We start from the raw sequence: 23,007 nt of genomic DNA on the forward strand, positions 1-23,007 counted from the left end.
CGGCAATCCGGCCCGACGGCGGCCTACCGGCCCTCGTGTGCCGCCAGGAACTTGTACACCTCGGTTTCGTCCACGCCGGGAAATGCTCCCTGCGGCATGGCGGCCAAAAGGTGCGAGTTGGCGCGGGTGGACGGCCACGCGTTGCCGGCCCATTCGGCGAACAATGCTGCCGGCGGCCGGCGGCAGCACGCCGGGTCCGGGCACCGCGACTGCGAGCGCTCCGTGGTGTCCCGGCCCCGGAACCACTTGACGTGGGCATATGGCACGCCGATGCTCAGCGAATACTCCCCCGAGGAGTGGCGTTCGGTCCGCGCCGTGCACCAGTAGGTTCCGACGGCGGTGTCCGTGTACTGGTTGAACGCACGGAACTTGTCGGGCACGTCGAAAACGGCGCGGGAGGTCCAGAACCGGCACACGGCCTGGCCCTCGATGGCTCCGGTGTGGTCGGCGGGAAAGTTGACGCCGTCGTTCTCGTAGGCCTTGTGGATGATCCCGGACTCGTGGACTTTTTGGAAGTGCGTGGTGATGCCCAGGTGCTCGGTGGCCAGGTTCGTGAAGCGGTGGGCGGCCGTCTCATAGGACACGGCGAAGGCGTCGCGGATGTCCTCGATGGCCAGCTCCTTCGCGGCCTTGGCCTCCTTCAGGAAGTCCACGGTGGCCCGTTCAGGCATCAGCAGGGACGCGGCAAAGTAGTTGGTGTAGACGCGCTGGCGCAGAAAGTCCGAATAGTCGCGCGGGGTCTGGTGGCCCAAAAGGTAGTGCCCCAAGGCCTGCAGCAGCACGGACCGGGGGTCATGGTCGGAGCGCTGGCCCTGCGTGAGGTAAATTCGGCGGTTCTTCAAGTCCGTCACGGAACGGGTGGAATGCGGCAGGTCGCCCACGTAGTGCAGGTCAAATCCAACGTGCTCGGCAATGTCGGCGGCCACGTGGTGGGACAGCGGCCCGCGGTCGTGGCCCACGGCCTTGAGCAGCTCCTGCGCCTGCACTTCAATCTCCGGGTAGTAGTTGTTCCGGTCGCGCATTTCCAGGCGCAGCACGTTGTTGGCGCGGCGGGCTTCCTCCGGCGTGGCGGACTGCTCGTCGAGCCGGCGTTCCAGTTCGTTCTGCAGCCCCACCAGAGACTCCAGCACTTCCGTGGAAAGCCGCGAGCTGACGCGGACTTTGGGCAGTCCCAGCGACTGGTACAGCGGCCCGCGCTGAGCCCTTTCCAGCTCGATTTCCAGGGCTGCCCGGCGGCTGGGCGGCTCGGCCCCGAGCAGCTGTTCAAGCCCGACGCCGAGTGCCCCGGCCAGGTGCTGCAGGAGCGTCAGCTTGGGCTCCCGCTTGCCGTTCTCGATGAGGGAAAGCTGCGACGGCGCAGCCCCCACCTTCGCGCTCAAATCGTCCAGGGTCATGCCGAGCTTTTTGCGCAGGTGGCGCACCCGCCGGCCCAGGGCAATCACGTCCAGTTCGCCGCCGTCGTCCGCTTCCTTGGCGCTGCGGGCGGGGGCAAGGTTCCAGCCTTCATTGTTCATTTCTTGAGAATAGCGGAAGAAGTGCAAATCTTTCCACCATCTGCCCCTAGCTACCCCTTGAAAACACCGGAATAGTGGAAATCACAAAGAAGGAACACCGACCCCGGAACTAGAGCAGCTCGAACACAGACAACCGGGACCGGCCACCAACCGCAAAGGAGCGACCCCCATGACCGCAGCATTTGAACCCGCAAAGACGCCGGAGCAGAGCAACGCCGAGGCCGTCGCCGCCCTCGAACTCGAGTGGTCCGCCAACCCCCGCTGGGACGGCCTGGAGCGCACCTACTCCGCGGAAGAAGTCATCAAGCTGCGCGGCCGGGTCCAGGAGGACCACACGCTGGCCCGCCGCGGCTCTGAGAAGCTGTGGGACCAGCTGCGCAACGCCACGCCGGGCGCCTACACAAACGCACTTGGCGCCCTCACCGGCAACCAGGCGGTCCAGCAGGTGAAGGCCGGCCTGAAGGCTGTTTACCTCTCCGGCTGGCAGGTCGCCGCCGACGCCAACTCCAACGGCAACACCTACCCCGACCAGTCCCTGTACCCCGTGGACTCGGTGCCCAAGGTGGTCCGCCGCATCAACAACGCACTCCTGCGCGCCGACCAGATTGAGTTTTCCGAAGGCCTCCAGAGCGTTGAGGACTGGCTGGTGCCGATCGTGGCCGACGCCGAAGCCGGCTTTGGCGGGCCGCTGAACGCCTACGAGCTCATGAAGTCCATGATCGTCGCCGGCGCTTCGGGAGTGCACTGGGAAGACCAGCTGGCCAGCGAGAAGAAGTGCGGCCACCTGGGCGGGAAGGTCTTGATCCCCACCGCCCAGCACGTCCGCACCCTGAACGCCGCCCGCCTGGCCGCCGACGTGGCCGGCGTCCCGTCCGTCATCATTGCCCGCACCGATGCCGAGGCAGCCACCCTGATCACCTCCGACGTCGACGACCGGGACAAGCCGTTCCTCACCGGGGAACGCACGGCCGAAGGTTTCTACCACGTCCAGAACGGCCTGGCGCCCTCCATTGCCAGGGCCCGCGCCTACGCCCCGTACTCCGACCTCATCTGGATGGAAACCGGCACCCCCGACCTGGAGCACGCTAAGAAGTTTGCCGAAGGCGTCAAGTCCGAATTTCCCGACCAGATGCTCGCCTACAACTGCTCGCCGTCGTTCAATTGGAAGAAGCACCTCGACGACAGCACCATTGCCAAGTTCCAACGCGAACTCGGCGCCATGGGGTACACATTCCAGTTCATCACCCTGGCTGGTTTCCATTCCCTGAACTACTCGATGTTTGACCTTGCCCATGGTTACGCCCGCAACGGCATGAGCTCCTACGTCGAACTGCAGGAGCGCGAATTTGGCGCAGAAGACCGCGGCTACACCGCAACCAAGCACCAGCGCGAAGTGGGCACAGGCTACTTCGACCTGGTCGCGACAGCCCTGAACCCGAACAGCGGCACCCTCGCATTGGCCGGCTCCACCGAAGCCCAGCAGTTCCACTAACACTTCCCCGCACTTTTTGCCCAGGAGACTCCCATGAACTCGACGAACAGCCTGAACGGAATCACGTTCAACGGCATTACCCTCACCGCTCCCCCCATCCACCGCCAGGAAGAAATCCTGACCCCCGAGGCCCTGGACTTCATCGCAGCGCTCAACCGGACCACGACAGCGCGCCGCCACGAGCTGCTTGCAGCCCGCCAGGTGCGACGCCGCCAGATCCTCAGCGGCACCGACCCCCGCTACCTGCGTGAAACGTCCGGCATCCGCGAGGACCCGAACTGGCGCGTGGCCCCTCCGGCCCCTGGCCTGGAGGACCGCCGCGTGGAGATCACCGGCCCCGTCGACCGCAAGATGACCATCAACGCCCTGAACTCCGGCGCGAAGGTCTGGCTGGCGGACATGGAGGACGCCTCCACGCCCACGTGGGGAAACGTGATCCGCGGCCAGCTGAACCTGATCGACGCCCTGGAGCGCCGCATTGACTTCACCAGTGCCGAAGGCAAGGACTACCGGCTCGCACCTGCCGAGGAACTGCCCACCATCGTGGTCCGTCCCCGCGGCTGGCACCTGCCGGAGAAGCACCTGCTCATCAATGGCCGGCCCCTGGCTGGCGGAATCGTCGACTTCGGCCTGTTCTTCTTCCACAACGCCCGCCGGCTGATCGCCCAGGGCAAGGGCCCGTACTTTTACCTGCCGAAGATTGAAAACCACCTGGAGGCACGGCTCTGGAATGACATCTTCATCCAGGCCCAGGACCTGCTCGGCATCCCGCAGGGCACCATCCGCGCCACCGTCCTGATCGAGACCATCACGGCCGCCTTTGAGATGGAGGAAATCCTCTACGAACTGCGCGACCACGCCGCCGGCCTGAACGCGGGCCGCTGGGACTACCTGTTCTCGGTGATCAAGAACTTCCGCACCCGCGGCCCCCGCTTCGTGCTGCCGGACCGCAACCAGATCACCATGACGGCACCATTCATGCGCGCCTACACCGAACAGCTGGTGCGTGCCTGCCACCGCCGCGGCGCCATGGCCATTGGCGGCATGTCCGCCTTTGTCCCGAACCGCCGCGATCCCGAGGCCAACGCCAACGCCATGCGGAAAACCCGGGCGGACAAGACCCGTGAGGCCAATGACGGCTTTGACGGTTCCTGGGTGGCGCACCCGGACCTGGTCCCCGTGGCCATGGAGGTCTTTGACGACATGCTGGGCTGGAACCCGAACCAGATCTCCCGGCTCCGCGAGGACGTGGAACTGGACGACCACGCGCTGCTGGACGTTGCCGGCACCCAGGGCACCATCACCGAACAGGGCATCCGCGACAACATCTGGGTGGGCATCCAGTACATCGAGTCGTGGCTGCGCGGCCACGGCGCCGTCGCCCTGAACAACCTCATGGAAGACGCCGCCACCGCCGAAATTTCCCGTTCGCAGATCTGGCAGTGGATCCACAGCCAGGCCATCACGGACACGGGCGAGCTCATCACCTTTGACTGGGTGAGGGAAATGCTGGAGGAGGAATTCGCCAAGATGCCGCGCTTTGACGCGGACCGCTTTGACGACGCCCTGGAGATCTTCGAGACCGTTGCCCTGGGCGAGGAATTCCCCACCTTCCTGACGCTCACGGCCTACGCGAAGTACCTGCACGCAGCCCCGGAGCAGCAGCCCGCCGAGACCCGGGTGCTCGCCGCCGCATAAGTTTGGTTGTTCCATCGGACGCGTCGCCACTGCAGGCCCGACGGTCGGGCCCCGATGGACAGCCTTAATCCCCCCAACGGGCACTTAACGTGGATGTTTTTGAAGAACATCCACGTTAAGTGCCTGTTGGCGCGTCTTGTGCCGTGGAATAAAGCGGCACCCGCTGCCCGTTGCCGAGAGTATGAAGATTGAGATCTGGTCCGATGTTGCGTGCCCGTGGTGCTACATCGGCAAACGCCGTTTTGAAACTGCCCTGAACGATTTTGCCCACAAGGATTCCGTGGAGGTGCAGTGGCGCAGCTACCAGCTGGACCCCACCCTCCCCGAGCACTACGACGGCACCGAGATCAGCTACCTGGCCGAGCGCAAGGGCATGGACCCGGCGCAGGTGAAGGGCATGTTTGCCCACGTCACCGAGCAGGCCAAGGGTGAGGGCCTGGACTACAAGTTCGACGACGTGGTGGTCGCCAACAGCTTCAACGCCCACCAGCTCATCCACCTCGCAGCCACCCAGGGCAAGGCCGACGCCGTCAAGGAAGCCCTGCTGTCGGCCCACTTTGAGCACGGCGAAGACATAGGCAGCCGCGAGTTCCTGGTGCGTGCCGGTTCCGCCGCCGGCCTGGCCGAGGCTGACATCAACGATGCCCTGGACACGGACAAATACGCCGACGACGTCCGCCACGACTTCGCCGAGGCCCGCGCACTGGGCGTGAGCGGGGTGCCGTTCTTCGTCATTGACAGGAAGTACGGGATCTCCGGCGCCCAACCATCAGCCCTGTTCACGCAGGCCCTCGACGAGGCCTGGCAGGAAGCCCACCCGCTGGCCATGGTTTCCTCCGGGGATGCCAACGGCGAGGTGTGCGGCCCCGACGGCTGCGCCATCTAGCCGACGGCGGCCCATCTAGCACGGCTGTACCAGCTAGCATCGCCGGGCCCGCACCGCCGGGCCCGCTCAGCAGTGGACGGGCTGCCCGCTTGCAACGGACGCCTGCGCGGCCTTGACGATTTCCAGCGTCCGCAGGCCGCTGCCGCCGTCGGGCTGCGGCTGGCGCCCTGCCTGGATGGCGGAGATGAACTCGTCGATCATGAGCGAATCGAGATCGGCCCCGTAGGGCAGCCAGGCCGCACCCAGCGCGTCAAAGCCGCCCACGTGGGACGCGAAGGGGTCGATCCTGACCGAACCCTTGGTGCCCGTCACGGTGAATGTCAGCCCGCCCCAGGTGGGCGCACTGGCCGGCTGGCTCCACGAACAGTCAATGGTGGCTATGACCCCGCCCTGATACGTGATGGTGACGAGCCCCCCGGTCTCCACGGTGACCCCGCGCTGGGCGTGGAGGATGCGGTTGGACACGGCGTGGATGCGCTGGGCTGGGACGCCCAGCAGGTCATCGAGCAGGTCCGCGCAGTGGACCACATGGTCCACCAGGGCGCCGCCGCCCGCCAGTTCGGGATCGGTGAACCAGGCCCTGTCGGAGGGCATCCAGCCGTTGTTGGTACCCACCACGGACACAATGTCGCCCAGCTCACCGGCCCGGACCATGCCCCTTAGTTCCTGGTAGGCCGGTGAAAACCGGACGGGGAAGGCTGTCATCAGCCTGACCCCCGCCGCGGCGGCCGCCTCCAGGGCAAGCTCCGCATCCGCCACGCTGGTGGCCAGCGGCTTCTCGCACAAAACGTGCGCCCCGGCAGCCGCAAACTGCTGGACCAGCCCGGCATGCTTGGAGTTCTCGCTGCAGATGACCACAGCGTCGGGCCGCCAGTCCAGCACCTCCTGGTAGCTGTCGGCATAGGCGGCGCCGTGGGCTGCGGCAAACGCGGCACCCCTGAGCTCCCCCTCCGGAGACTGGGCGCTGTCAGGGTCCGCTGTCAAAAGTTCGACGTCGGCGCGCCCGGCAAGGTGCCGGATGTAGCTGGCGGCGTGCGTGTGGGCGAAGGACAGCACGGCCACCCGCAGCCGGCCGGGGCGGATGGGGGCGGTCATGAAGGCACCTCTTCGCTGGTGAGGACGTGGGTGGTTGAGAAGGGGACGGATTGCCCGGTGCGGAGGGATTCCAGCGCCGCTTCGGCGATTGCCACGGCAATGATGCCGTCCTCCAGCGACACCCGCGGGGCCGCGCCGCCGGCAAAGGCGTCAGCGAACTCGCGAATTTCGGTCAGGTACGGGCTTTCCTCAACCCCGGCGGGAGGCAGGTAGGAATCCGCCACCCCGGCCGGCAGGTTCCTGACCACCGAGGTGTCTGCGGCAGAGTCGAAACGCAGGGCGCCGGAGTCCCCGGCAATGTCAAAGGATGTGCGGAAATCCATCCCCGGAGGCCCCCACACGCCCTGGATGTGGGAGATCGCACCGGCTACATGGGTGAGGGTCACGTGGGCGCTGACAATGCGCGCCGGCTCCCCGTCCCCAGCGCCGTCGGCGCCTGCCGTGTTTTGCACCGCATAGACGGCGGTGATGTCGCCGGCCAGCCAGCGGGCCTGGTCGAGGTCGTGGATCATCTGGTCCATGATGATGCCCCCCGACTGTTCCACATCGTAAAACCAGGGGCTGGCCGGGCCGGCGCCGCCACGGTTGAACCTGAGCACGGCGGGAGTGCCCACCCTGCCGCCGTCGACCGCTTCCTTAGCTGCGGCGTAGGCCGGAAAGTACCGGACCACATGCCCGGGGTAGAGCTGCACACCGGCCTCGCGGACCGCGCCCAGAATGGCCTTCCCGTCCACCACTGTGCGGCCAACGGGCTTTTCACACACGATGTCCTTGCCTGCTGCCGCCGCGGCCACCGCGATGCTGCGGTGGCTGGTGGTCGGGGTGCAGATGTCGACAATGTCGGCGCCGGCCAGCAGTTCCTGCAGCGATGCCGCCACGGACAGTCCGTACTGGGCCGCCAGCTCCTCCGCGCCCTCGAGGGAGAAAACGGTGACTGTTGCACCGAGTTCCAGCCAGGCAGGCACATGTACATGGGTGATCCCGCCGGAACCGACCAGTCCTACTCGAATCTGTTTCATGGCTGGAGACTACCAGCGGCTAGGGCTGGGACGTGGTTATCTCGAATCTCAGCTGCGCCCAAGCACCTCCACCGCCTCCGCGCGCTGGCTGGTCAGCCAGAGCCGCATAGAGCTTGTGGGTGTCCCTGGGATTGATCCGCCCCCGCACGGACGCCATGTACTTCAGCGGATAGGTGCACAGCACTGCCCGCAGGGTGCCGAGCGCCTTCGGCCGCGCCGACCACGGCAAAATTGCTCTTCATGCTGGTGTTCCGTCCTGTTGTTTAAGTACGACGGCGGCACCAGGGCGGGTTTTGCAACTCGCCCGGGTGCCGCCGTCGTCCGTCTTGAAAGGGGCCGCTACTTGACGGCGCCCGCCGTCAAACCTGCCACGAAGTTCTTTTGCAGGAGCAGGAAGCCGATCACGATCGGGATGCTGACCACCACGGAGGCGGCCATGATCTGGTTCCAGTACACATTGGTCTGCGTCGAGTAGAGCTGCAGGCCCACGGCCAGGGTCCGGTTGGCGTCGGTGGTCATGACCGAGGCGAAGAGGACCTCGCCCCAGCTGGTCATGAAGCTGTAGATGGCCACGGCGACCAGGCCGGGCCGGGCGGCGGGCAGGATGACCCGGATGAGTGCGCGCATCGGCCCGCAGCCATCCACCTTTGCGGCCTCGTCCAGCTCGCGCGGGATGCCGTCAAAGTAGCCGGCCAGCATCCAGATGGAGAACGGCAGCGAGAACGTCAGGTACGTGATGATCAGCCCGGTCCGGGTGCCCACCAGCTGCAGGCCGAAGTTGGTGTTGATGTTGACGAAGATCAGGAACAGCGGCAGCAGGAACAGCACGCCGGGCAGCATCTGGGTGGACAGGACAGTGGTGGAGAAGATGGTGCGGCCGCGGAAGTTGTAGCGGGAGATCGCATAGGAGGCGAAGATGGCGATGATCAGCGAGAGCACGGTGGCCACGCTGGAGACGATGACCGAGTTGAGGAAGTAGCTGGCCAGCGGCACCGTCTGCCACATGTCGATGTAGGGCTGGATGGTCAGCGTGCTGGGCCACCAGGAGAACGCTCCCTGGACATCCTTCAACGGTTTCAGGCCGGAGATGACCATGACCCAGATGGGGACGATCGTGAAGATGCTCAGCAGCGTGATGGTGGTGATTCTGAACGCCTTGGCGCTGGTGGTTTCATGCACGGTCTTTCCTCCGGTTCATGATGAGAAGGTAGATTCCGCTGACGACCAGCAGGAACAGCAGGAGCAGCACGGACATGGCCGCACCGGAACCGAAGTTCCACGTCAGGAACGACGCGTTGTAGATGTGGAAGGAGATCAGGTCCCCGGCCGGCGGGTTGGAGCCGCCAAACAGCACAAACGGGGTGTTGAAGTCGTTGAAGGTCCACAGGAACATGACCAGCAGCAGCACCATGTTGACGGGGCGCAGCATGGGCAGCGTGATCGCCGACCACTGGCGCAGCGGCTTGGCGCCGTCCACGGCGGACGCCTCGTAGACGTCGTTGGGGATCGACTGCAGCCCGGCCATTAGCATGAGGAAGGCAAACGGCCACATGCGCCAGATGGCCACGATGACCACCGCCCAGAACGCGTTGTTGCCGATCAGCCAGAATGGCCTGTCGCCGGGCAGGCCCAGGTTGTCGAAGAAGAAGTGGTTGATGGCCCCGTTGTCCTTCTGCAGCATGAATTTCCAGGCAATGACGCCGGCGTACATGGGAAGGGCGTAGGGAATCAGGAACAGGGTGCGGAAGAAGCCGCGGCCGAAGAAGGATTTTTGCAGGGCGACGGCGGCGGCCATGCCGAGCCCCCACGAAATGCCGACCACCAGGATGGTGAATGCGGCCGTGATCAGGAAGGACTTCAGGAGCCCGGAGCCGACGGCGGAATTGAAGTCGAGTGCGATCTGGTAGTTCTTCAGGCCGGTGACCGGGGCGTTGCCCCAGTTGGAAATGAACATCTTGGTGAGCTTGAGGAAGCTCATCCAGATCCCGGTCACCATGGGAATGACGTGGATGACCAGCTCAAAAATGACGGCGGGGGCAAGCAGCGCATAAGGCAGCCACCAGCCGGCGCGGCGGCCTTTGCGGTTCTCGCCGCGAGGCGCCTTGGCTGACGCCCCGGACTTTCGGGTGGTGGTGGTTGCAGACACTGCGGACACTCACCTTTCTGGGAAGGACTTGGTCGGTGAAGGGGCGGGGCCGGCTGCGCGGGCCCCGCCCCTTCACCGCCTGGTTGGGCTGGACAACTGACGGTTAGCCGGCGGCCTCGACTGCCTGCTGCGCGGTGGTCAGGGCCGCCTTGATGTCTGCCTTGCTGACGGTGCCGCCGGAAGCAACCTTGGCGAACATCTGGTTCATGGCCTTGCCGACAGTGCTCTCAAACTGGTCCTCGGCCGCCACCAGCGGGAGGGGCTTGGACTTGTTGGAGTAGATGTCCTCAAAGGTCTTGGCCTGCTCCGCATTGGTGGTGAAGCTCGGGGTCACTCCCTGGAGGACGGGGAGTGCGGCGAAGGACTTGTCCAGGGAGGCCTGCGTGGCTTCGCTGGTCATGAACTTCACGAACTGGAGGGCGGCGTCCTTGTTCTTCGTGTTCTTGAAGATGGACATGTTGATCCCCGCCACCATCGTGGCAATCTGCTGCCCGCCGGCCGGCGCCGGGAAGGCGACCACGCCGTAGGCGTCATCCTTCATGCCCTGCGAGGCAATGGAGCTGTTGGCGTTGTTCTGGCTCAGCACCATGGCCGCCTTGCCGTTGGCGAAGTCGTTGATGGCCTGGGTGCCGTTGTCGTACTGGGCGTTGGAGGGGTTGACCACCTTGTCCGCCTGCATCAGGTCCAGGTAGCGGGCAATGCCGTTGACGATTCCATCGGAGGTGAAGGTGGGCTTGCCGTCGGGGCCAAAGAATTCAGCACCGTTCTGGGCTGCATTGATGAACGCGAAGTGGGAATTTTCCGTGTAGCTTCCTGCCGCCAGGGTCATGCCGTGGACGCTGCCGGCGGTCAGCTTCTTGGCGTCGGCCACCATCTCTTCCCAGGTGGTGGGAGGGGTCAGGCCGGCATCCTTGAACATGGCCTTGTTGTAGTACAGCCCGTAGGCCAGTCCGTACAGGGGGACGGAGGTGGGGTCCTGTCCGGGGACGCCGCCGGTGTCCATGGCCGTCTTGACGAACTTGGCCTTGCCGCCAATCGCGTCAAAGGCTGCGGAGTCGAACGGCATGAAGGCGCCGGTGGACTGCAGGGAAGCCGCCCAGGTGTTGCCGATGTTGAGCACATCGGGTGACTGGCCGGAGGTGACGGCGGTCTGGATGCGGGTCTGCAGGTCATTCCAGCCGATCACTTCAAGGTTGACCTTGATGCCCGTCTGGTCCTGGAATTTCTGCAGCTCCGGCGTGAGCACCTGCTTGTCGTTGTCAAGGCTGGTGCCCTGGTTGCTGGCCCAGTAGGTGAGGGTCTTTCCCCCGCCATTCGTGGCGCCGGAATTGCTGGTGCCACCGCTGCAGCCTGTTGCGGTTATTGCAAGGGCTGCGATTGCCGCTGCTGCGGCAAAAGTACGAATTTTCACTGTCGCGACTTCCTTGTCATTGTCGTGCGATTCCCGATTTTTCGTGATCTGAGCGTCCCGGGCGAACCCGTTCCCCTACGTGAGACCAAACCTAGATGAACTTATGTCGATCGTCAATCAAAAGTAATGAATCATTTTTAAGGCTATTGGATTGCAGTCATCAAATCTCGGCTGCCGGGGCGCGAAAATTCGGTAGCAGCTCGGCCAAAAACCTTGCAATCACGCGGTTTTTGGGATGAAAAATGGGCCACCTGCCGTGTGACCAGCTTAACTGAACCGGTTCAGCGCTGCGGCATCGTTACCGCTTTGTTATGATCCGCAGGCGGTGCCGGCAGGCCTACTGGGGCGCCGGGCCGAGGCTTTCGCGGGCCATCAGCGCGCCTGCCGGCATGGCAACATCGGCAGCCCTGTGACCATCCATGACATCCAAAAGCAGGGCGGCGGAGCGGCGGCCCAGCTCCATGGTGTTGCGTGCCAGTGCCGCGACGCCGGGCGAGCTGAGCTGGCACAGGAGCGAATCGTCCCAGCTCAGCGCGGACACGTGGGCCGGGACCGGCACGCCGAGCCGCTTCAGCGCCTGGAGCCCGCCCACTGCCATGAGGTCATTGCCATAGACCACGGCCGTCGGAAACTCCGGGGACCCCACGGCCAAGCCGGCGATGACAGCGGTAGTGGCCTTCCCGCCGTCGTCCGCGGTGTAGTCGGAGGCACTGGTCACGGCCGTCATCCCCAGCCGGCCGGCCGCGGCCAGGAGCCCAGCCCAGCGGGCGGTCTCGTGGGTGAGGGCCATGGGGCCGGAAACATAGGCGAAATGGCGGTGGCCCAGGCGGTGCAGGGCGTCAACCACGGTGGCCGCATCCCGCCCCTGGTCCACCGTGGTGTTGGCGCCATAGGCTGTGCGGGCGGCATCCCCGGCGGCGCCCACCAGCACGTGCGGCAGGCGCAGGGCGGCCAGCAGCTGCAGGCGGGGATCATCCGCCACATGGTCAAAGACAATGACGCCGCCCACGCGGCCCTCCCCGGCCCACCGCCGGTAGACGGCCAGGTCCCGGCGGGTTCCGGGGTCGGCTTCCGGGGTCACCATGCGCAGCACCAGGTTCAGGTCATGGTCGCTCAGGACAGCCTCAATGCCGGCCAGCACGTTCATGTAAAACGATTCCGAGCCCACCTCTTCGGGGGACCTGGCCAGCACTATCCCCACGGCATCGCTGCGGGACTGGGACAGGGCGCGGGCGCTGGAACTGGGATACCAGCCCAGCTCGGCCGCCAAGGCAAGCACGCGGGCACGGGTGGGGCCGCTGACGCCGGGCTGGCCGTTGAGGGCGTAGGAAACCGACGCCTTGGACAGGCCCAGCCGGGCAGCCAGGCCGGCAATGGTCACCTTGCCGGCGCCTCCGCCGGCGCCGGTTTCCCGGCCGGCGCCGTCCGTGCCCGTTTCCCGGCCTCCCCCGGCCCCGCTCATGCCTGCTGGTGCTCCGCCACCAGGCGCTCCACGCCGTCCGGTGCCAGCACATGGTCAATCACCATGCGCCCGGCACCCAGGACGCCCGCGTGGTCGGCCGCCATGGACTGGACAATGCGCAGCCGCGCCGTGGCCAGGGGCAGGGAGCGCTGGTACACCACTTCGCGGACACCTGCCATCAGGTATTCGCCGGCGGAGGACAGCCCGCCGCCAATGACAATCACGGACGGGTTGAGCAGGTTGACGCAGGCCGCCAGCACGTCCCCCACATCGCGGCCGGCCTGGCGCATGGCCTGGATGGCGGCCAGGTTTCCGCGGCGGGCCAGCTCCAAAACGTCCTCCCCGGTGGCCGCCGGCACGCCGCTGGCAGCGAGGGCTGCAGCCACGGCGGGGCCGGACGCCATGGCTTCCAGGCAGCCGTAATTGCCGCACCGGCACAGCACCTCGCCCCCGCGCGGCACCCGCACGTGGCCAATGTCTCCGGCCGTGCCGTCCGCGCCGCGCTGCAACAGGCCGCCGCTGACAATGCCAGCACCGATGCCCGTGGCGACCTTGATGAACAGGAGGTTCTCGGCGTCGGGCCAGTACACCGCCCTCTCGCCCAGGGCCATGATGTTCACGTCATTGTCCACCAGCACGTCGGTGTCGAAGCGGCGCTGGACATATGCGGGAACGTCAAAACCGTCCCAGCCGGGCATGATGGGCGGGCTGGCCGGCTTGCCCGTGGAATGTTCCACCGGTCCGGGCAGGCCTATGCCAATGCCCACCAGCTCGCGTTCATGCCGTCCCGCCTGCGCCAGCAGCTGCCCGCAGTGGTCCAGGACGGCGTCAAGAACGGGCACCGGTCCCGTGGAAATGTCAATGGATTCGCGCAGCTCGCTGAGCACCTTGCCGCTGAGGTCCGTCAGGCCAATGAGCACGTGCGTGGCGCCTACGTCGACGGCCAGGATCACGCGGGCGGTGGGCTGAAAGGCAAAGCGCGACGGCGGCCGCCCACCGGAGGAGACGGCCTCACCTGCCGGACCGATCAGCCCGGAGGAGGCCAGGGCGTCGATCCGCGCGGCCACCGTGGAACGGGCCAGGCCGGTGATGGCCGCCAATTCGGCCCGTGTCCTGGCGTGGCCGTCACGCAACAGCTGGAACACCTCGCCGGCCCGCGCGGAGCCCACCCCGGCCGCATTGGCCGCACTGTTCGGGCCGCCGTTCGGCGCGGTGGGTGCTGTGCGGGGAATTGCGGGTGACTTCGCCATCCCCAATAAATAACACACGGGCTTCTATCTGTCACAATTCTTGTCAATGTGATTTGGTGCCCAACTTTTGCTTGACGCTCGTCAAAAGTTCCCCTAAGTTGAAGTGGAACACTCTTTCAGCCTTCTCAGGAGACCCCAGTGACGTATTCCCTGCAGCTTTACACCGTGCGCAAACCGCTTGAGGAAGACTTGCCCGGCACCATTGCCCGCGTGGCTGAACTTGGCTTTACCAAGGTGGAGCCGTACAACTTTGTGGCCACCGCCGACGCCCTCGCCGAAGCCTTCGCAGTCAACGGCATCACGGCCCCTTCCGGCCACGCCCCGCTGTTGAAGGACGACCAGGATGAAATCTTCGCCGCCGCCAAGAAGCTGGGCATGACCACGGTGATCGATCCGTTCATCCCGGCCGAACAGTGGCAGAGCGCCGAGGAAATCCATAAGACGGCGGCCGGGCTCAACGCCGCCGCCAAGAAGGGCGCCCAATACGGCATCCGCGTGGGCTACCACAACCATGCCTGGGAGCTGGAGTCCAAGATCAACGGCACCACTGCATTGGAATACTTTGCAACGCTACTGGATCCGGAACTGGTGCTGGAGGTGGACACTTACTGGGTCTCCGTGGGCGGCGCCAATGCCGTGGACGTCCTGACCAGCCTGGGCGAGCGCGTGAAGTACATCCACATCAAGGACGGCCCCCTGACCACGGACACCAAGGCCCAGCTGCCCGCCGGCCAGGGCGCGGTGCCCGTCTGGGACGTCATTGGTGCCGCAAAGTCACTGGAAGTCGGCGTGCTGGAGTTTGACGACTACGCCGGGGACATTTTTGATGGCATCGCCCAGAGCCTTGCCTTCCTGAACCGCGGAAAGGCCTGATCCCCGTGGCAAAAACCGGACCCGTCGGCGTCGCCGTCATTGGCGCTGGAAACATCAGCAAGCAGTACCTGGACAACCTCACCACCTTCCCGGACGTGAAGGTGCTGGTCATTGCCGACCTCTTCGAGGAGGCCGCCGCGGCCCGCGCCGCCGAATACGGCATCGAAGCCTCCGGCGGCGTCAACGTGGCGCTGAACCACCCGGGCGTGGAAATCATCGTCAACCTGACCATCCCCGCCGCCCATGTGGAAGTGGCCACGGCCGCCGTCAAGGCGGGCAAGCACGTGTGGACCGAGAAGCCGTTTTCGCTGGACCGCGAAAGCGGGCTGGGGCTGCTCAAGGAAGCCCAGGCCGCCGGCGTTCGCCTTGGCTGCGCGCCAGACACCTTCCTGGGTGCGGGGCTGCAGACCGCCCGCCGCCTGATCGACGCCGGCGAAATCGGCACCCCCCTGACGGCCCTGACCATGTTCCAGTCCCCCGGCCCGGAATCCTGGCATCCAAACCCCGCGTTCCTCTTCCAAAAGGGTGCCGGCCCGCTCTTTGACATGGCACCGTACTACCTCACGGCGCTGGTCCAGACCTTCGGGCCCATCGCCGCCGTGGCCGCCGTCGGCAATACCGCCTTCCCCACCCGCACCATTGGTTCCGGGCCCAAGGAAGGCGAGGTGTTCGACGTCGAGGTCCCCACCCATGTCAGCGCCATCGCCAAGTTCACCTCGGGTGCGTCATCACACAGCGTCTTCAGTTTTGAATCCCCCAAGACCCGCATGGGATTTGTCGAGATCACCGGCACCGAGGGGACCATCTCGCTGCCGGACCCCAACAATTTCGACGGCGACATCCAGCTGTGCAAGCGCGGCGAGGACGGCTGGACCACCATTGCCGCCACAGGCCCGGCCAACGGTCGCGGCATGGGCGTGCTGGACCTGGCCCGCTCCATCCGCGCCGGCGTGCCGCACCGGGTCCCGGGCGAACTCGCCTTCCACGTGCTGGACGCCATGGTCTCGATTGCCGAATCCGTGGAAAGCGGCGAATTTGTCGCCGTCGACAGCACGGCCCCGGCCTCGGCACCGCTGCCGGCGGACTGGAACCCCACCGAAGCAACCCTCTAGGAATCCGAACACATGAACTCCCCCCAGACCCTGGCCAGCGCCCGGCCCCTCGGCGTCGCGGTGATTGGCTACGCCTTCATGGGCCAGGCGCACTCCAACGCCTGGCGCACCGTGGCCAACCACTTCGACGTGCCCGCCTTTGAACAAAAGGTCCTGGTGGGCCGGCACGCCGAGGCCGTGGCCACGGCTGCGGCGAAGTACGGCTGGAGCGAGTCCGCCACGGACTGGCGCTCGGTGCTGGAGCGGGACGACATCGACATCGTGGACATTTGCGCCCCGGGCTGGCTGCACGCGGAAATCGCGACGGCGGCCCTGGCTGCAGGGAAGCACGTGCTGGTGGAAAAGCCGCTGGCGAATTCGCTGGCGGAATCCGAGGCCATGGTCCGTGCCGCCCAGGCCGCCAGAAGCGCCGGGGTGCGGTCCATGGTGGGCTTCAACTACCGCCGCGTGCCCGCGCTGGCCCTGGCGCGCCAGCTCATCGCGGAGGGCAGGCTCGGCACCATCCGCCAGGTCCGCGCCTCCTACCTGCAGGACTGGCTGGCGGACCCTGACTCCCCCATGACCTGGCGCCTGCGCAAGGAAACGGCCGGCTCCGGAGCGCTGGGGGACATCGCCTCCCACGCCATCGACCAGGTCCAGTTCCTGCTGGACGACACCGTCACCGAGGTGAGCGGGCGCCTGCACACCTTCACCTCCGAGCGGCCGGGCCCGGACGGCCCGGAAGCGGTCACCGTCGACGACGCCGCCTGGGCCACGCTTTCCCTGGCCGGCGGCGCCGTGGCCAGCGTTGACGTGTCGCGTGTGGCACTGGGGCAAAAGAATGCGCTGCGGGTGGAGGTTTATGGCACCAGCGGGTCCCTGACGTTCAATTTGGAAAACCCCAACGAACTGTTCTTCCTGGACGGCACCGAGCCCATCGAGGTGCAGGGCTTCCGCCGCATCCTGGTCACCGAACCGGAACACCCCTACATGGTGGGCTGGTGGCCGCAGGGACACGTGATTGGCTGGGAGCACAGCTTCACCCACCAGCTCCGCGACTTCCTGCTGGCCATCCGCAATGGAACCGATCCCTCGCCGTCGTTCGAGGAAGGGCTCGGCGTGCAGCAGGTCTTGGCCGCCATCGAGGCCTCCTCCGCCGCCGGCGGCGCCACCCTCCCCGTGGTTGGGCCCGGTGGCCGGGCTGCCGGTGGTCGAGCAGCGAGCCCTGCGAGCGCGTCGAGACCCGAACCCGGTGGTCGAGCAGCGAGCTCCGGGCCCGGTGGTCGAGCAGCGAGCCCTGCGAGCGCGTCGAGACCCGAACCCGCCGAAACCCCGTCGTCCCTGCCAACAAGGAGTTAAACATGCCCCGCCCGTACACCCTGTTCACCGGCCAGTGGGCCGACCTCCCCTTCGAGGAAGTGGCCCGGCTGGCCTCCGGATGGGGCTATGACGGCTTGGAGATCGCCTGTTCCGGCGACCACCTGGACCCGTGGCGCTGGGACGAGCCCGGCTACGTGGCCGGCAAGCTCGCCACCCTGGAGAAGTACGGCCTCAAGGTGTGGGCCATCTCGAACCATCTCAAGGGCCAGGCCGTGTGCGACAACCCCATCGACTTCCGCCACCAGGCCATCGTGGGCTCCAAGGTGTGGGGCGACGGCGACCCGGAAGGCGTGCGCCAGCGTGCCGCGGAGGAAATGAAACTCACCGCAAAGCTCGCCCAGGCCCTGGGCGTCAAGACGGTGGTCGGGTTCACGGGCTCCTCGATCTGGCAGTACGTTGCCATGTTCCCGCCCGTCCCGGAATCCGTGATCGACGCCGGCTACCAGGACTTCGCCGACCGCTGGAACCCCATTCTGGACGTTTTTGACGAATGCGGGGTGCGCTTCGCCCACGAGGTCCACCCCTCCGAAATCGCCTACGACTACTGGACCACCGTGCGCACCCTGGAAGCCATCGGCCACCGCCCGGCGTTCGGACTGAACTGGGACCCGAGCCACTTCATGTGGCAGGGCATCGACCCGGTCTCCTTCATCTGGGACTTCAAGGACCGCATCTACCATGTGGACTGCAAGGACACGAAGCTGCGCATGACCGGGCGCAACACCGTCATGGGATCGCACCTGCCGTGGGGCGACCCCCGCCGCGGCTGGGACTTTGTCTCCGCCGGGCGCGGCGACGTGCCCTGGGAATCGGCATTCCGCGCGCTGACGGCCATTGGCTACGACGGCCCAATCTCCGTGGAGTGGGAGGACGCCGGCATGGACCGCCTGCAGGGCGCCCCCGAAGCCCTGGCCGCGCTGAAGAAGTACAACTTCGCCCCGTCAGAACTCTCCTTCGACGCCGCCTTCAGCAACCAGGACTGACCCGCCCCTCCCCCGCCACCCCACCCACCCTCTACTCACCGCCGAACGGGCATTTAACGTGGATGTTCCGCGCGAACATCCACGTTAAGTGTCCGCTCGGCGAAACAAATAGGCGGCGGGCGCCACCAACGCACGGCGCTAGACTCGAATCCATCATGAGCATCCCGAAGAACGCGCCGGCATCCGTGCGCATTGACGCCTGGCTGTGGTCCATCCGCGTGTACAAGACGCGCTCCGTGGCGACGGCGGCGTGCCGCGCCGGGCACGTGAAACTCAATGACGTCAACGCCAAGGCGGCCCACACCGTGGTCCCGGGCGACACCATCCGCGTCCGGGAGTCCGGTTGGGAGCGGATCCTGGAGGTCCGTCAGCTCATCAATAAGCGCGTCGGGCCGGAGGCGGCGTCGCACTGCTTCACCGACCACACTCCCCCGCGCCCGGTGCTGCCCGCCCTCGGCCTGCCCCAGCGGGACCGCGGCACCGGCCGCCCAACCAAAAAGGACCGCCGCGACATGGACAGGCTCCGCGGCCAGGACTGACGCCCGGCGGTCCAACGGCAGGCCGGGAGCCGGCGTCGCGCATTAAGTACGACGCCGGCTCCCGGACTTTTGCGTGCCGCGGCAGCTACCGCTTCTCTTGGACCGTGACGGTCCAGGAGTCAATGTTTGCCGCAGTGACGTCGAGGTAGTACTTCCCCGCCGACTTGTGGAGGGCGGTCACACTTGACTCTGCCTTGCTGAGCATGACCAGGGGGAATGCGCCATCTTTGGTGATGTCCTTCCCCTCGGGTTCGAGGTACACGGCGGCAATAACCGAGTCCGCCCCGCCCTTGAAGTCGTAGCTCAGCTGGGCCTCGGCGCCTGTCAGTTCGAAGACCTGGCTGGACGCCCCCGCGGTTCCGCTCAGGGTTGCCACGGTGGTCCACGTCTTCGCGGCTGGCGCGGGAGCCTTGACAGGCGCGGGCGCAGCGGGCTTCGCTGCCGGTGCAGGTGCCGCCGGTGCTGGTGCCGCTGCCGAAGGAGCAGCAGCCGGAGAGACAGCCGGCGCCGCCTCAGGCAGAGTCGTTCCGGACCCGGAACCAGCGGCCCCTCCGGACACGGCGCCCACCACGATCAGCACGGCGGTGACAATCCAGGCGAGCACCTTGTGTTTCGCGTAGCCGGCCAGCAGGAACCCCTGCTTGTCCCGCTGCTTTCCGGCGAGCGTGATGATGAGGTCCACCAGCGCCCAGATGCCGAAGCCGCCCAGGGTCACGAGCTTGAGGATTCCGGTGCCCACCTTGCCCAGGTAGAACCTGTCGATGCCGAGGCCGCCCAGCAGCAGGGCCAGGACCCAGGTGGTCATGAAGGACTTGTTGCCGACCCCGGGCAGGGGCAGCGGAATGGGTTGCAGGGACGGGGTCCCCGGATTGATGGTGTGGGTCATTGTCATTTCCTTTCGGGGACGCGGCGGGTCCCGCCGCGTCGTGAGTGTTGTGGTTGCCGCGATGCGGCGGTGCAGTGGCCATGGCCTACTGCTTGGTCCAGCTCCCGCAGCGGGAGCTCTTGAAGTCCTGCCCGGCGCTGAGCGTCACGGATGGGCGCCCGCCCCCGGGTAGGTCGTTTTGGATGATGTCGGCGCCGTTGCTCCCGCTGGCGTAGATGCCCCAGTAGCAGGTTGAGCCGACGTCGGCCGTGGCCACGTACGTGCCCGGATCGATGTTCCGGCCCACGGTCCAGGTGCCGTCGCCAACAGTGTTCTGCGCCTTTTTTGCCTCTGCCCCGCTGACGGCGGCCTCGCGCTTTTTTACCGCCGCTTCGGCCTCGCCGAGCTTCTTTTCCGCGGCGCCAAAAGCAGCCTCCCGCTCAGATACCGCGTCCTCGCGAGCCTTGATTTGGCTTTGCAGGGTGGCGTACTTGCCGTCCAGCGTGCGGAATGCAGCCCGTGAGTTGCCGAGGGCCTCGTCCACACCAGTTTTGGCCTGCGAAAGCTGGACATAGGCGTCACTGGCTGTGGGATCTGGCAGCGTGCTGCCGAACCAGGTGCCCGCGCCGAGAAGCACGACGGCGGCCGCACCGCCCGCGAGCACCTTCAGTTTCCATGGGCGCCGGGTGGCGCCCTTCGCTGCCGGGCCGGCTTTGGTGGGCGGCACCGGGCCGCCCGGTTGAAGGCTGGTGGTGTGGTTCATGGTTGGTCCCCTACAAGGCTGTGAATGATGAGTGGTGAATGAGGGTGTGGGGCGGCCGCTCCCCCAATGGACGGCCACCCCACGTGGATGCGGTTCAGCGGCCAGGCACAGGCCCGTCCGGGCACTGCACGGGGCTGCGCCCCGAATCTGCGGCAGGCACTTTCCCCTGTGCTGCTGCCGGTCCCCGCTTGCACGGTGGCCGTCTCCCGCCAAACAGGACGCCGTCGGCCAGGCCCAGCATGTGCCCGTAGCTGCTGAAGATCAGCCGGCCGCCGTCGGCGCCCGGTGCTTCGATTGGCCTGGTGGGCTTCACGATGGTTCCCCCTTGAGTCGTTGTCCTGCATTGACAGGAACCAGCCAATCCTTTTCCAAGGGCATAATCACAAATGCTGCTGATAAGGGGACTTATCAACAAGTTGTTCACAGGGTGTGAATTGCCGCCTAAGCTGTAGACGCGGCCATAGTGCGGATCGAAGGGAGGGCGCGTGGACAATCAAGGAACGGCGTTGCGCATCTCCTTGGCGGAAATTGCGGCCCTGGCCCGGGTAAAGCGCCCCGTGGTGTCCATGTGGCGCACCCGCAGCGCGAACACGCCCGCACCGTTCCCGGACCCGGTCCGCGTTCTGCGCGGCCAGCAGCTTTTCGATGCCCTGGAAGTCGGCACCTGGCTGGACGCAACCCAGCACGGCAACAACCCGCAGGCGGCGGCGGACATGGCCGCGTTTGCCCGGGCGGACTCCGCCCGGACGGATCCGGAGGCGGCCTTTGCCGCCCAGTCCGCCCTCATCACGCTGCGCCGGCTGACGGGCGGCCCCCTGCAAGGGCTCGGCACCGCGGACTTGCTGGACGCCGCCGACGAAGTAGACCCGGATGACGAGTTTCTCTACTCGGAAATCGAGGGCCTGGGCCAGAGCGCCGCGGCTGCTGCCGCCCAGGCCGACCAGCTGGTCGACGCCGCCTACTCCCCTGCCGCCGCGCTGGAGCAGCTCCTGGGTGACCGTTTCCGGGCGGGCCTGCGCGGCCAGGCGGAAACGGCCCTCGCGGACGCCGCCGTCGCGCTGGCAGCACGGACCGCCGCGGAACTGGCTCGGGACAGCGCAGGCGGGCGGCCCGTCTTCGTCGACGCCACAGCCGGCGGCAGCGACGTGCTCGTGGCGGTGCTGGACCTGCTGCCCGAGGACGCGGACCCGGTGGTCCTGACCCGCGACGGCCGCGACCCGGCATCCCGCACTGCCCTCCGCCGGCTGCTGGTCCACGGAGCGCGCCGCAGGCCGCTGGTCGTGCCGAAAAGCGGCCAGTTCACCGTCGGGGAGCCCGCCGTCCACGTGGCCGCCTATCCGCCGCCCGGCGCCCCCGGACTCGCGCCCCAGGACATCCTGGCTGACATCGAGAACACCGTGCTGCAGATGGATGACTCGCAGCGCGGTGTGGTCATGGCCCCCGCCTCAGTGCTCACGGACGCCCTGGACAACCCCAGGGCAGCCGAAGTGCGCTCGGACCTGCTGCGCTCGGGCCGGGTGCGCGCCGTGGTCCGCCTGCCCGCCGGCCTGGTCCCCGCCAAGACGCGCCAGGCCCTGGCCCTGTGGGTGCTGGGGCCCGCCCACGCGTCGGTGCCGATCGCCGAGCGCTGGACCATGGTCGCCGACCTCACCGACACCCCACTGACGGCCGCCGTGGTCCAGGACCTGGTGGGCGACCTCGCCGTGTCCCTCGGGACGGCGGGCCTGATCCGCGCCCATTCCATGCGCTTTGCCCGCGTTGTGCCCACCTCTCGCCTGCTGGCCCGCCGCGGCGCCCTGGTGCGGAACGGCGCCGGCCCCCGCAGCGACCCCACCGCGGCCGAGCAGGCAGTCAGGGTGGACAGCCTTGTCGCGCAGCTCAACGATCCAGCCGCCGCCCCGTCGCCCCTGGCCGTCCGGGTGTCGCTGGGCCACGGCACGCCGGGCGCCGCCTCCGTCGAGGAACTGCTGGCCCAGGGCCACCTGCGCTATGTCAAGGGCGTGCGCCTGGCCGCCGGCCTGCCCCTGGCGGACGACGGCGGCGCCCGGGTTCTCGGCCCAACGGACCTTGGGCACGGCGAGGGGAAGGGACGCGGTGGTGCGCCGACACGGCGGATTGACCGCCTGGTCCTGGCAGCCTCCCACCCCAATGCGCGGCTGACCGAGCCCGGCGACGTCGTCTTTGTTACGGCGCCGGCACCGTCGGCGATGGTTGACGCTGACGGCGGGGCCGTCGTCGAATATCCGGCGCGGGTGCTGCGCATCAGCGCGGCGGATCCGGGCGGGCTCATGCCGGAACTGCTCGCAGCGGACATCAATGCGGCCCGGTCCAGGGACTGGCGGCACTGGCTGCTCCGGCTGGTGCCGCACGCCACGGCGCAGGAACTGCGGCCCGTGCTGGCCCTGCTGGAGCAGGAACGCACCGCGGCCCGGCTCCGGCTGGAACGCCTCACAGAACTCACCACGCTCCTGCGCGACGGCGTCAGCGCCGGCGGGCTGGCCGTGGACGCTACGATCGAAACGACCCACAAAGGAAGCTGA

At 66.9% G+C, this 23,007-nt stretch carries 20 protein-coding genes; 9 read left to right on the forward strand and 11 right to left on the reverse strand.

The window, feature by feature from the left end; genetic code table 11:
• Nucleotides 1-23 precede the first annotated feature (23 nt).
• Nucleotides 24-1,541, reverse strand: coding sequence for a helix-turn-helix transcriptional regulator (locus G6N77_RS01490; protein ID WP_165180245.1), 1,518 nt, complete (start codon nucleotides 1,539-1,541; stop codon nucleotides 24-26).
• Between the two features lie 142 nt (nucleotides 1,542-1,683).
• Between G6N77_RS01490 and aceA the strand changes: the two genes are divergently transcribed.
• The 3 genes from aceA (at nucleotide 1,684) to G6N77_RS01505 (ending at nucleotide 5,590) form a co-directional block, all read left to right on the forward strand.
• Nucleotides 1,684-3,006: an isocitrate lyase gene (gene aceA, locus G6N77_RS01495; RefSeq protein ID WP_165180246.1), complete on the forward strand. Its 1,323-nt coding sequence runs from the start codon at nucleotides 1,684-1,686 to the stop codon at nucleotides 3,004-3,006.
• 33 nt (nucleotides 3,007-3,039) lie between these two features.
• Nucleotides 3,040-4,704: a malate synthase A gene (gene aceB, locus G6N77_RS01500; RefSeq protein WP_165180247.1), complete on the forward strand. Its 1,665-nt coding sequence runs from the start codon at nucleotides 3,040-3,042 to the stop codon at nucleotides 4,702-4,704.
• A gap of 181 nt (nucleotides 4,705-4,885) precedes the next feature.
• Nucleotides 4,886-5,590 carry a DsbA family oxidoreductase gene (locus G6N77_RS01505; RefSeq protein WP_165180248.1) on the forward strand — a complete coding sequence of 235 codons (705 nt, stop codon included), beginning with the start codon at nucleotides 4,886-4,888 and terminating at the stop codon, nucleotides 5,588-5,590.
• A gap of 66 nt (nucleotides 5,591-5,656) precedes the next feature.
• Here G6N77_RS01505 and G6N77_RS01510 read toward each other — a convergent pair whose 3' ends face one another.
• The 7 genes from G6N77_RS01510 to G6N77_RS01540 form a co-directional block, all read right to left on the reverse strand.
• Nucleotides 5,657-6,685, reverse strand: coding sequence for a Gfo/Idh/MocA family protein (locus G6N77_RS01510; protein ID WP_165180249.1), 1,029 nt, complete (start codon nucleotides 6,683-6,685; stop codon nucleotides 5,657-5,659).
• Nucleotides 6,682-7,704: a Gfo/Idh/MocA family protein gene (locus G6N77_RS01515; protein ID WP_165180250.1), complete on the reverse strand. Its 1,023-nt coding sequence runs from the start codon at nucleotides 7,702-7,704 to the stop codon at nucleotides 6,682-6,684. Before G6N77_RS01515 ends, G6N77_RS01510 begins: the two co-directional genes overlap by 4 nt.
• A 339-nt stretch (nucleotides 7,705-8,043) precedes the next feature.
• Complete coding sequence (locus G6N77_RS01520; protein ID WP_165180251.1) at nucleotides 8,044-8,883, reverse strand: carbohydrate ABC transporter permease; 840 nt, start codon at nucleotides 8,881-8,883, stop codon at nucleotides 8,044-8,046.
• Nucleotides 8,876-9,850, reverse strand: coding sequence for a carbohydrate ABC transporter permease (locus G6N77_RS20260; RefSeq protein WP_306987252.1), 975 nt, complete (start codon nucleotides 9,848-9,850; stop codon nucleotides 8,876-8,878). The genes G6N77_RS01520 and G6N77_RS20260 overlap by 8 nt, the downstream gene beginning before the upstream one ends.
• Nucleotides 9,851-9,953: 103 nt before the next feature.
• Nucleotides 9,954-11,261, reverse strand: coding sequence for an ABC transporter substrate-binding protein (locus G6N77_RS01530; protein WP_165180253.1), 1,308 nt, complete (start codon nucleotides 11,259-11,261; stop codon nucleotides 9,954-9,956).
• 337 nt (nucleotides 11,262-11,598) lie between these two features.
• Entirely contained in the window at nucleotides 11,599-12,723 is a 1,125-nt protein-coding gene (locus G6N77_RS01535; RefSeq protein ID WP_165180254.1) for a LacI family DNA-binding transcriptional regulator, read from the reverse strand.
• The gene (locus G6N77_RS01540) at nucleotides 12,720-13,973 is read right to left on the reverse strand and encodes an ROK family transcriptional regulator (protein ID WP_165180255.1); all 1,254 of its coding nucleotides are present in this window, start codon (nucleotides 13,971-13,973) and stop codon (nucleotides 12,720-12,722) included. The genes G6N77_RS01535 and G6N77_RS01540 overlap by 4 nt, the downstream gene beginning before the upstream one ends.
• A 138-nt stretch (nucleotides 13,974-14,111) precedes the next feature.
• Here G6N77_RS01540 and G6N77_RS01545 point away from each other — a divergent pair, with 138 nt between their 5' ends.
• The 5 genes from G6N77_RS01545 to G6N77_RS01565 all read left to right on the forward strand — a co-directional run bounded on the left by G6N77_RS01545 (nucleotide 14,112) and on the right by G6N77_RS01565 (nucleotide 18,839).
• On the forward strand, nucleotides 14,112-14,846 hold the full coding sequence (locus G6N77_RS01545; protein WP_165180256.1) for a sugar phosphate isomerase/epimerase family protein: 735 nt from the start codon (nucleotides 14,112-14,114) through the stop codon (nucleotides 14,844-14,846).
• Nucleotides 14,847-14,851: 5 nt separating this feature from the next.
• The gene (locus G6N77_RS01550; protein WP_306987249.1) at nucleotides 14,852-15,958 is read left to right on the forward strand and encodes a Gfo/Idh/MocA family protein; all 1,107 of its coding nucleotides are present in this window, start codon (nucleotides 14,852-14,854) and stop codon (nucleotides 15,956-15,958) included.
• Between the two features lie 12 nt (nucleotides 15,959-15,970).
• Entirely contained in the window at nucleotides 15,971-17,296 is a 1,326-nt protein-coding gene (locus G6N77_RS01555) for a Gfo/Idh/MocA family protein (protein ID WP_165180257.1), read from the forward strand.
• A gap of 2 nt (nucleotides 17,297-17,298) precedes the next feature.
• Nucleotides 17,299-18,300 (forward strand): sugar phosphate isomerase/epimerase family protein, encoded by a 1,002-nt coding sequence (locus tag G6N77_RS01560; RefSeq protein ID WP_165180258.1) that lies wholly within the window; start codon nucleotides 17,299-17,301, stop codon nucleotides 18,298-18,300.
• Nucleotides 18,301-18,455: 155 nt separating this feature from the next.
• On the forward strand, nucleotides 18,456-18,839 hold the full coding sequence (locus G6N77_RS01565) for an RNA-binding S4 domain-containing protein (protein ID WP_205677898.1): 384 nt from the start codon (nucleotides 18,456-18,458) through the stop codon (nucleotides 18,837-18,839).
• Nucleotides 18,840-18,924: 85 nt separating this feature from the next.
• Here the strand turns inward: G6N77_RS01565 and G6N77_RS19720 are convergent, their stop codons facing one another.
• From G6N77_RS19720 to G6N77_RS01580, 3 genes are all read right to left on the reverse strand, one after another.
• A complete protein-coding gene (locus G6N77_RS19720; RefSeq protein ID WP_240901594.1) occupies nucleotides 18,925-19,725 on the reverse strand; it encodes a TM2 domain-containing protein in 801 nt (266 codons plus the stop codon).
• Nucleotides 19,726-19,810: 85 nt separating this feature from the next.
• Nucleotides 19,811-20,467: a coiled-coil domain-containing protein gene (locus tag G6N77_RS01575; RefSeq protein ID WP_165180259.1), complete on the reverse strand. Its 657-nt coding sequence runs from the start codon at nucleotides 20,465-20,467 to the stop codon at nucleotides 19,811-19,813.
• 94 nt (nucleotides 20,468-20,561) lie between these two features.
• The gene (locus tag G6N77_RS01580; protein WP_165180260.1) at nucleotides 20,562-20,780 is read right to left on the reverse strand and encodes a hypothetical protein; all 219 of its coding nucleotides are present in this window, start codon (nucleotides 20,778-20,780) and stop codon (nucleotides 20,562-20,564) included.
• A 172-nt stretch (nucleotides 20,781-20,952) separates the two neighbouring features.
• Here G6N77_RS01580 and G6N77_RS01585 point away from each other — a divergent pair, with 172 nt between their 5' ends.
• Nucleotides 20,953-23,007 (forward strand): hypothetical protein, encoded by a 2,055-nt coding sequence (locus tag G6N77_RS01585; protein ID WP_306987245.1) that lies wholly within the window; start codon nucleotides 20,953-20,955, stop codon nucleotides 23,005-23,007.

Source organism: Arthrobacter silviterrae (assembly GCF_011045165.1).
Taxonomy (GTDB): Bacteria; Actinomycetota; Actinomycetes; order Actinomycetales; family Micrococcaceae; genus Specibacter; species Specibacter silviterrae.

Coding starts and splice junctions, on each gene's coding strand:
- G6N77_RS01560 (WP_165180258.1), top strand. CDS start 17,299: ATGCCCCGCCCGTACACCCTGTTCACCGGCCAGTGGGCCGACCTCCCC.
- G6N77_RS01535 (WP_165180254.1), bottom strand. CDS start 12,723: ATGAGCGGGGCCGGGGGAGGCCGGGAAACGGGCACGGACGGCGCCGGC.
- aceB (WP_165180247.1), top strand. CDS start 3,040: ATGAACTCGACGAACAGCCTGAACGGAATCACGTTCAACGGCATTACC.
- G6N77_RS19720 (WP_240901594.1), bottom strand. CDS start 19,725: ATGACCCACACCATCAATCCGGGGACCCCGTCCCTGCAACCCATTCCG.
- G6N77_RS01565 (WP_205677898.1), top strand. CDS start 18,456: ATGAGCATCCCGAAGAACGCGCCGGCATCCGTGCGCATTGACGCCTGG.
- G6N77_RS01575 (WP_165180259.1), bottom strand. CDS start 20,467: ATGAACCACACCACCAGCCTTCAACCGGGCGGCCCGGTGCCGCCCACC.
- G6N77_RS01540 (WP_165180255.1), bottom strand. CDS start 13,973: ATGGCGAAGTCACCCGCAATTCCCCGCACAGCACCCACCGCGCCGAAC.
- G6N77_RS01510 (WP_165180249.1), bottom strand. CDS start 6,685: ATGACCGCCCCCATCCGCCCCGGCCGGCTGCGGGTGGCCGTGCTGTCC.
- G6N77_RS01555 (WP_165180257.1), top strand. CDS start 15,971: ATGAACTCCCCCCAGACCCTGGCCAGCGCCCGGCCCCTCGGCGTCGCG.
- G6N77_RS01505 (WP_165180248.1), top strand. CDS start 4,886: ATGAAGATTGAGATCTGGTCCGATGTTGCGTGCCCGTGGTGCTACATC.
- G6N77_RS01515 (WP_165180250.1), bottom strand. CDS start 7,704: ATGAAACAGATTCGAGTAGGACTGGTCGGTTCCGGCGGGATCACCCAT.
- aceA (WP_165180246.1), top strand. CDS start 1,684: ATGACCGCAGCATTTGAACCCGCAAAGACGCCGGAGCAGAGCAACGCC.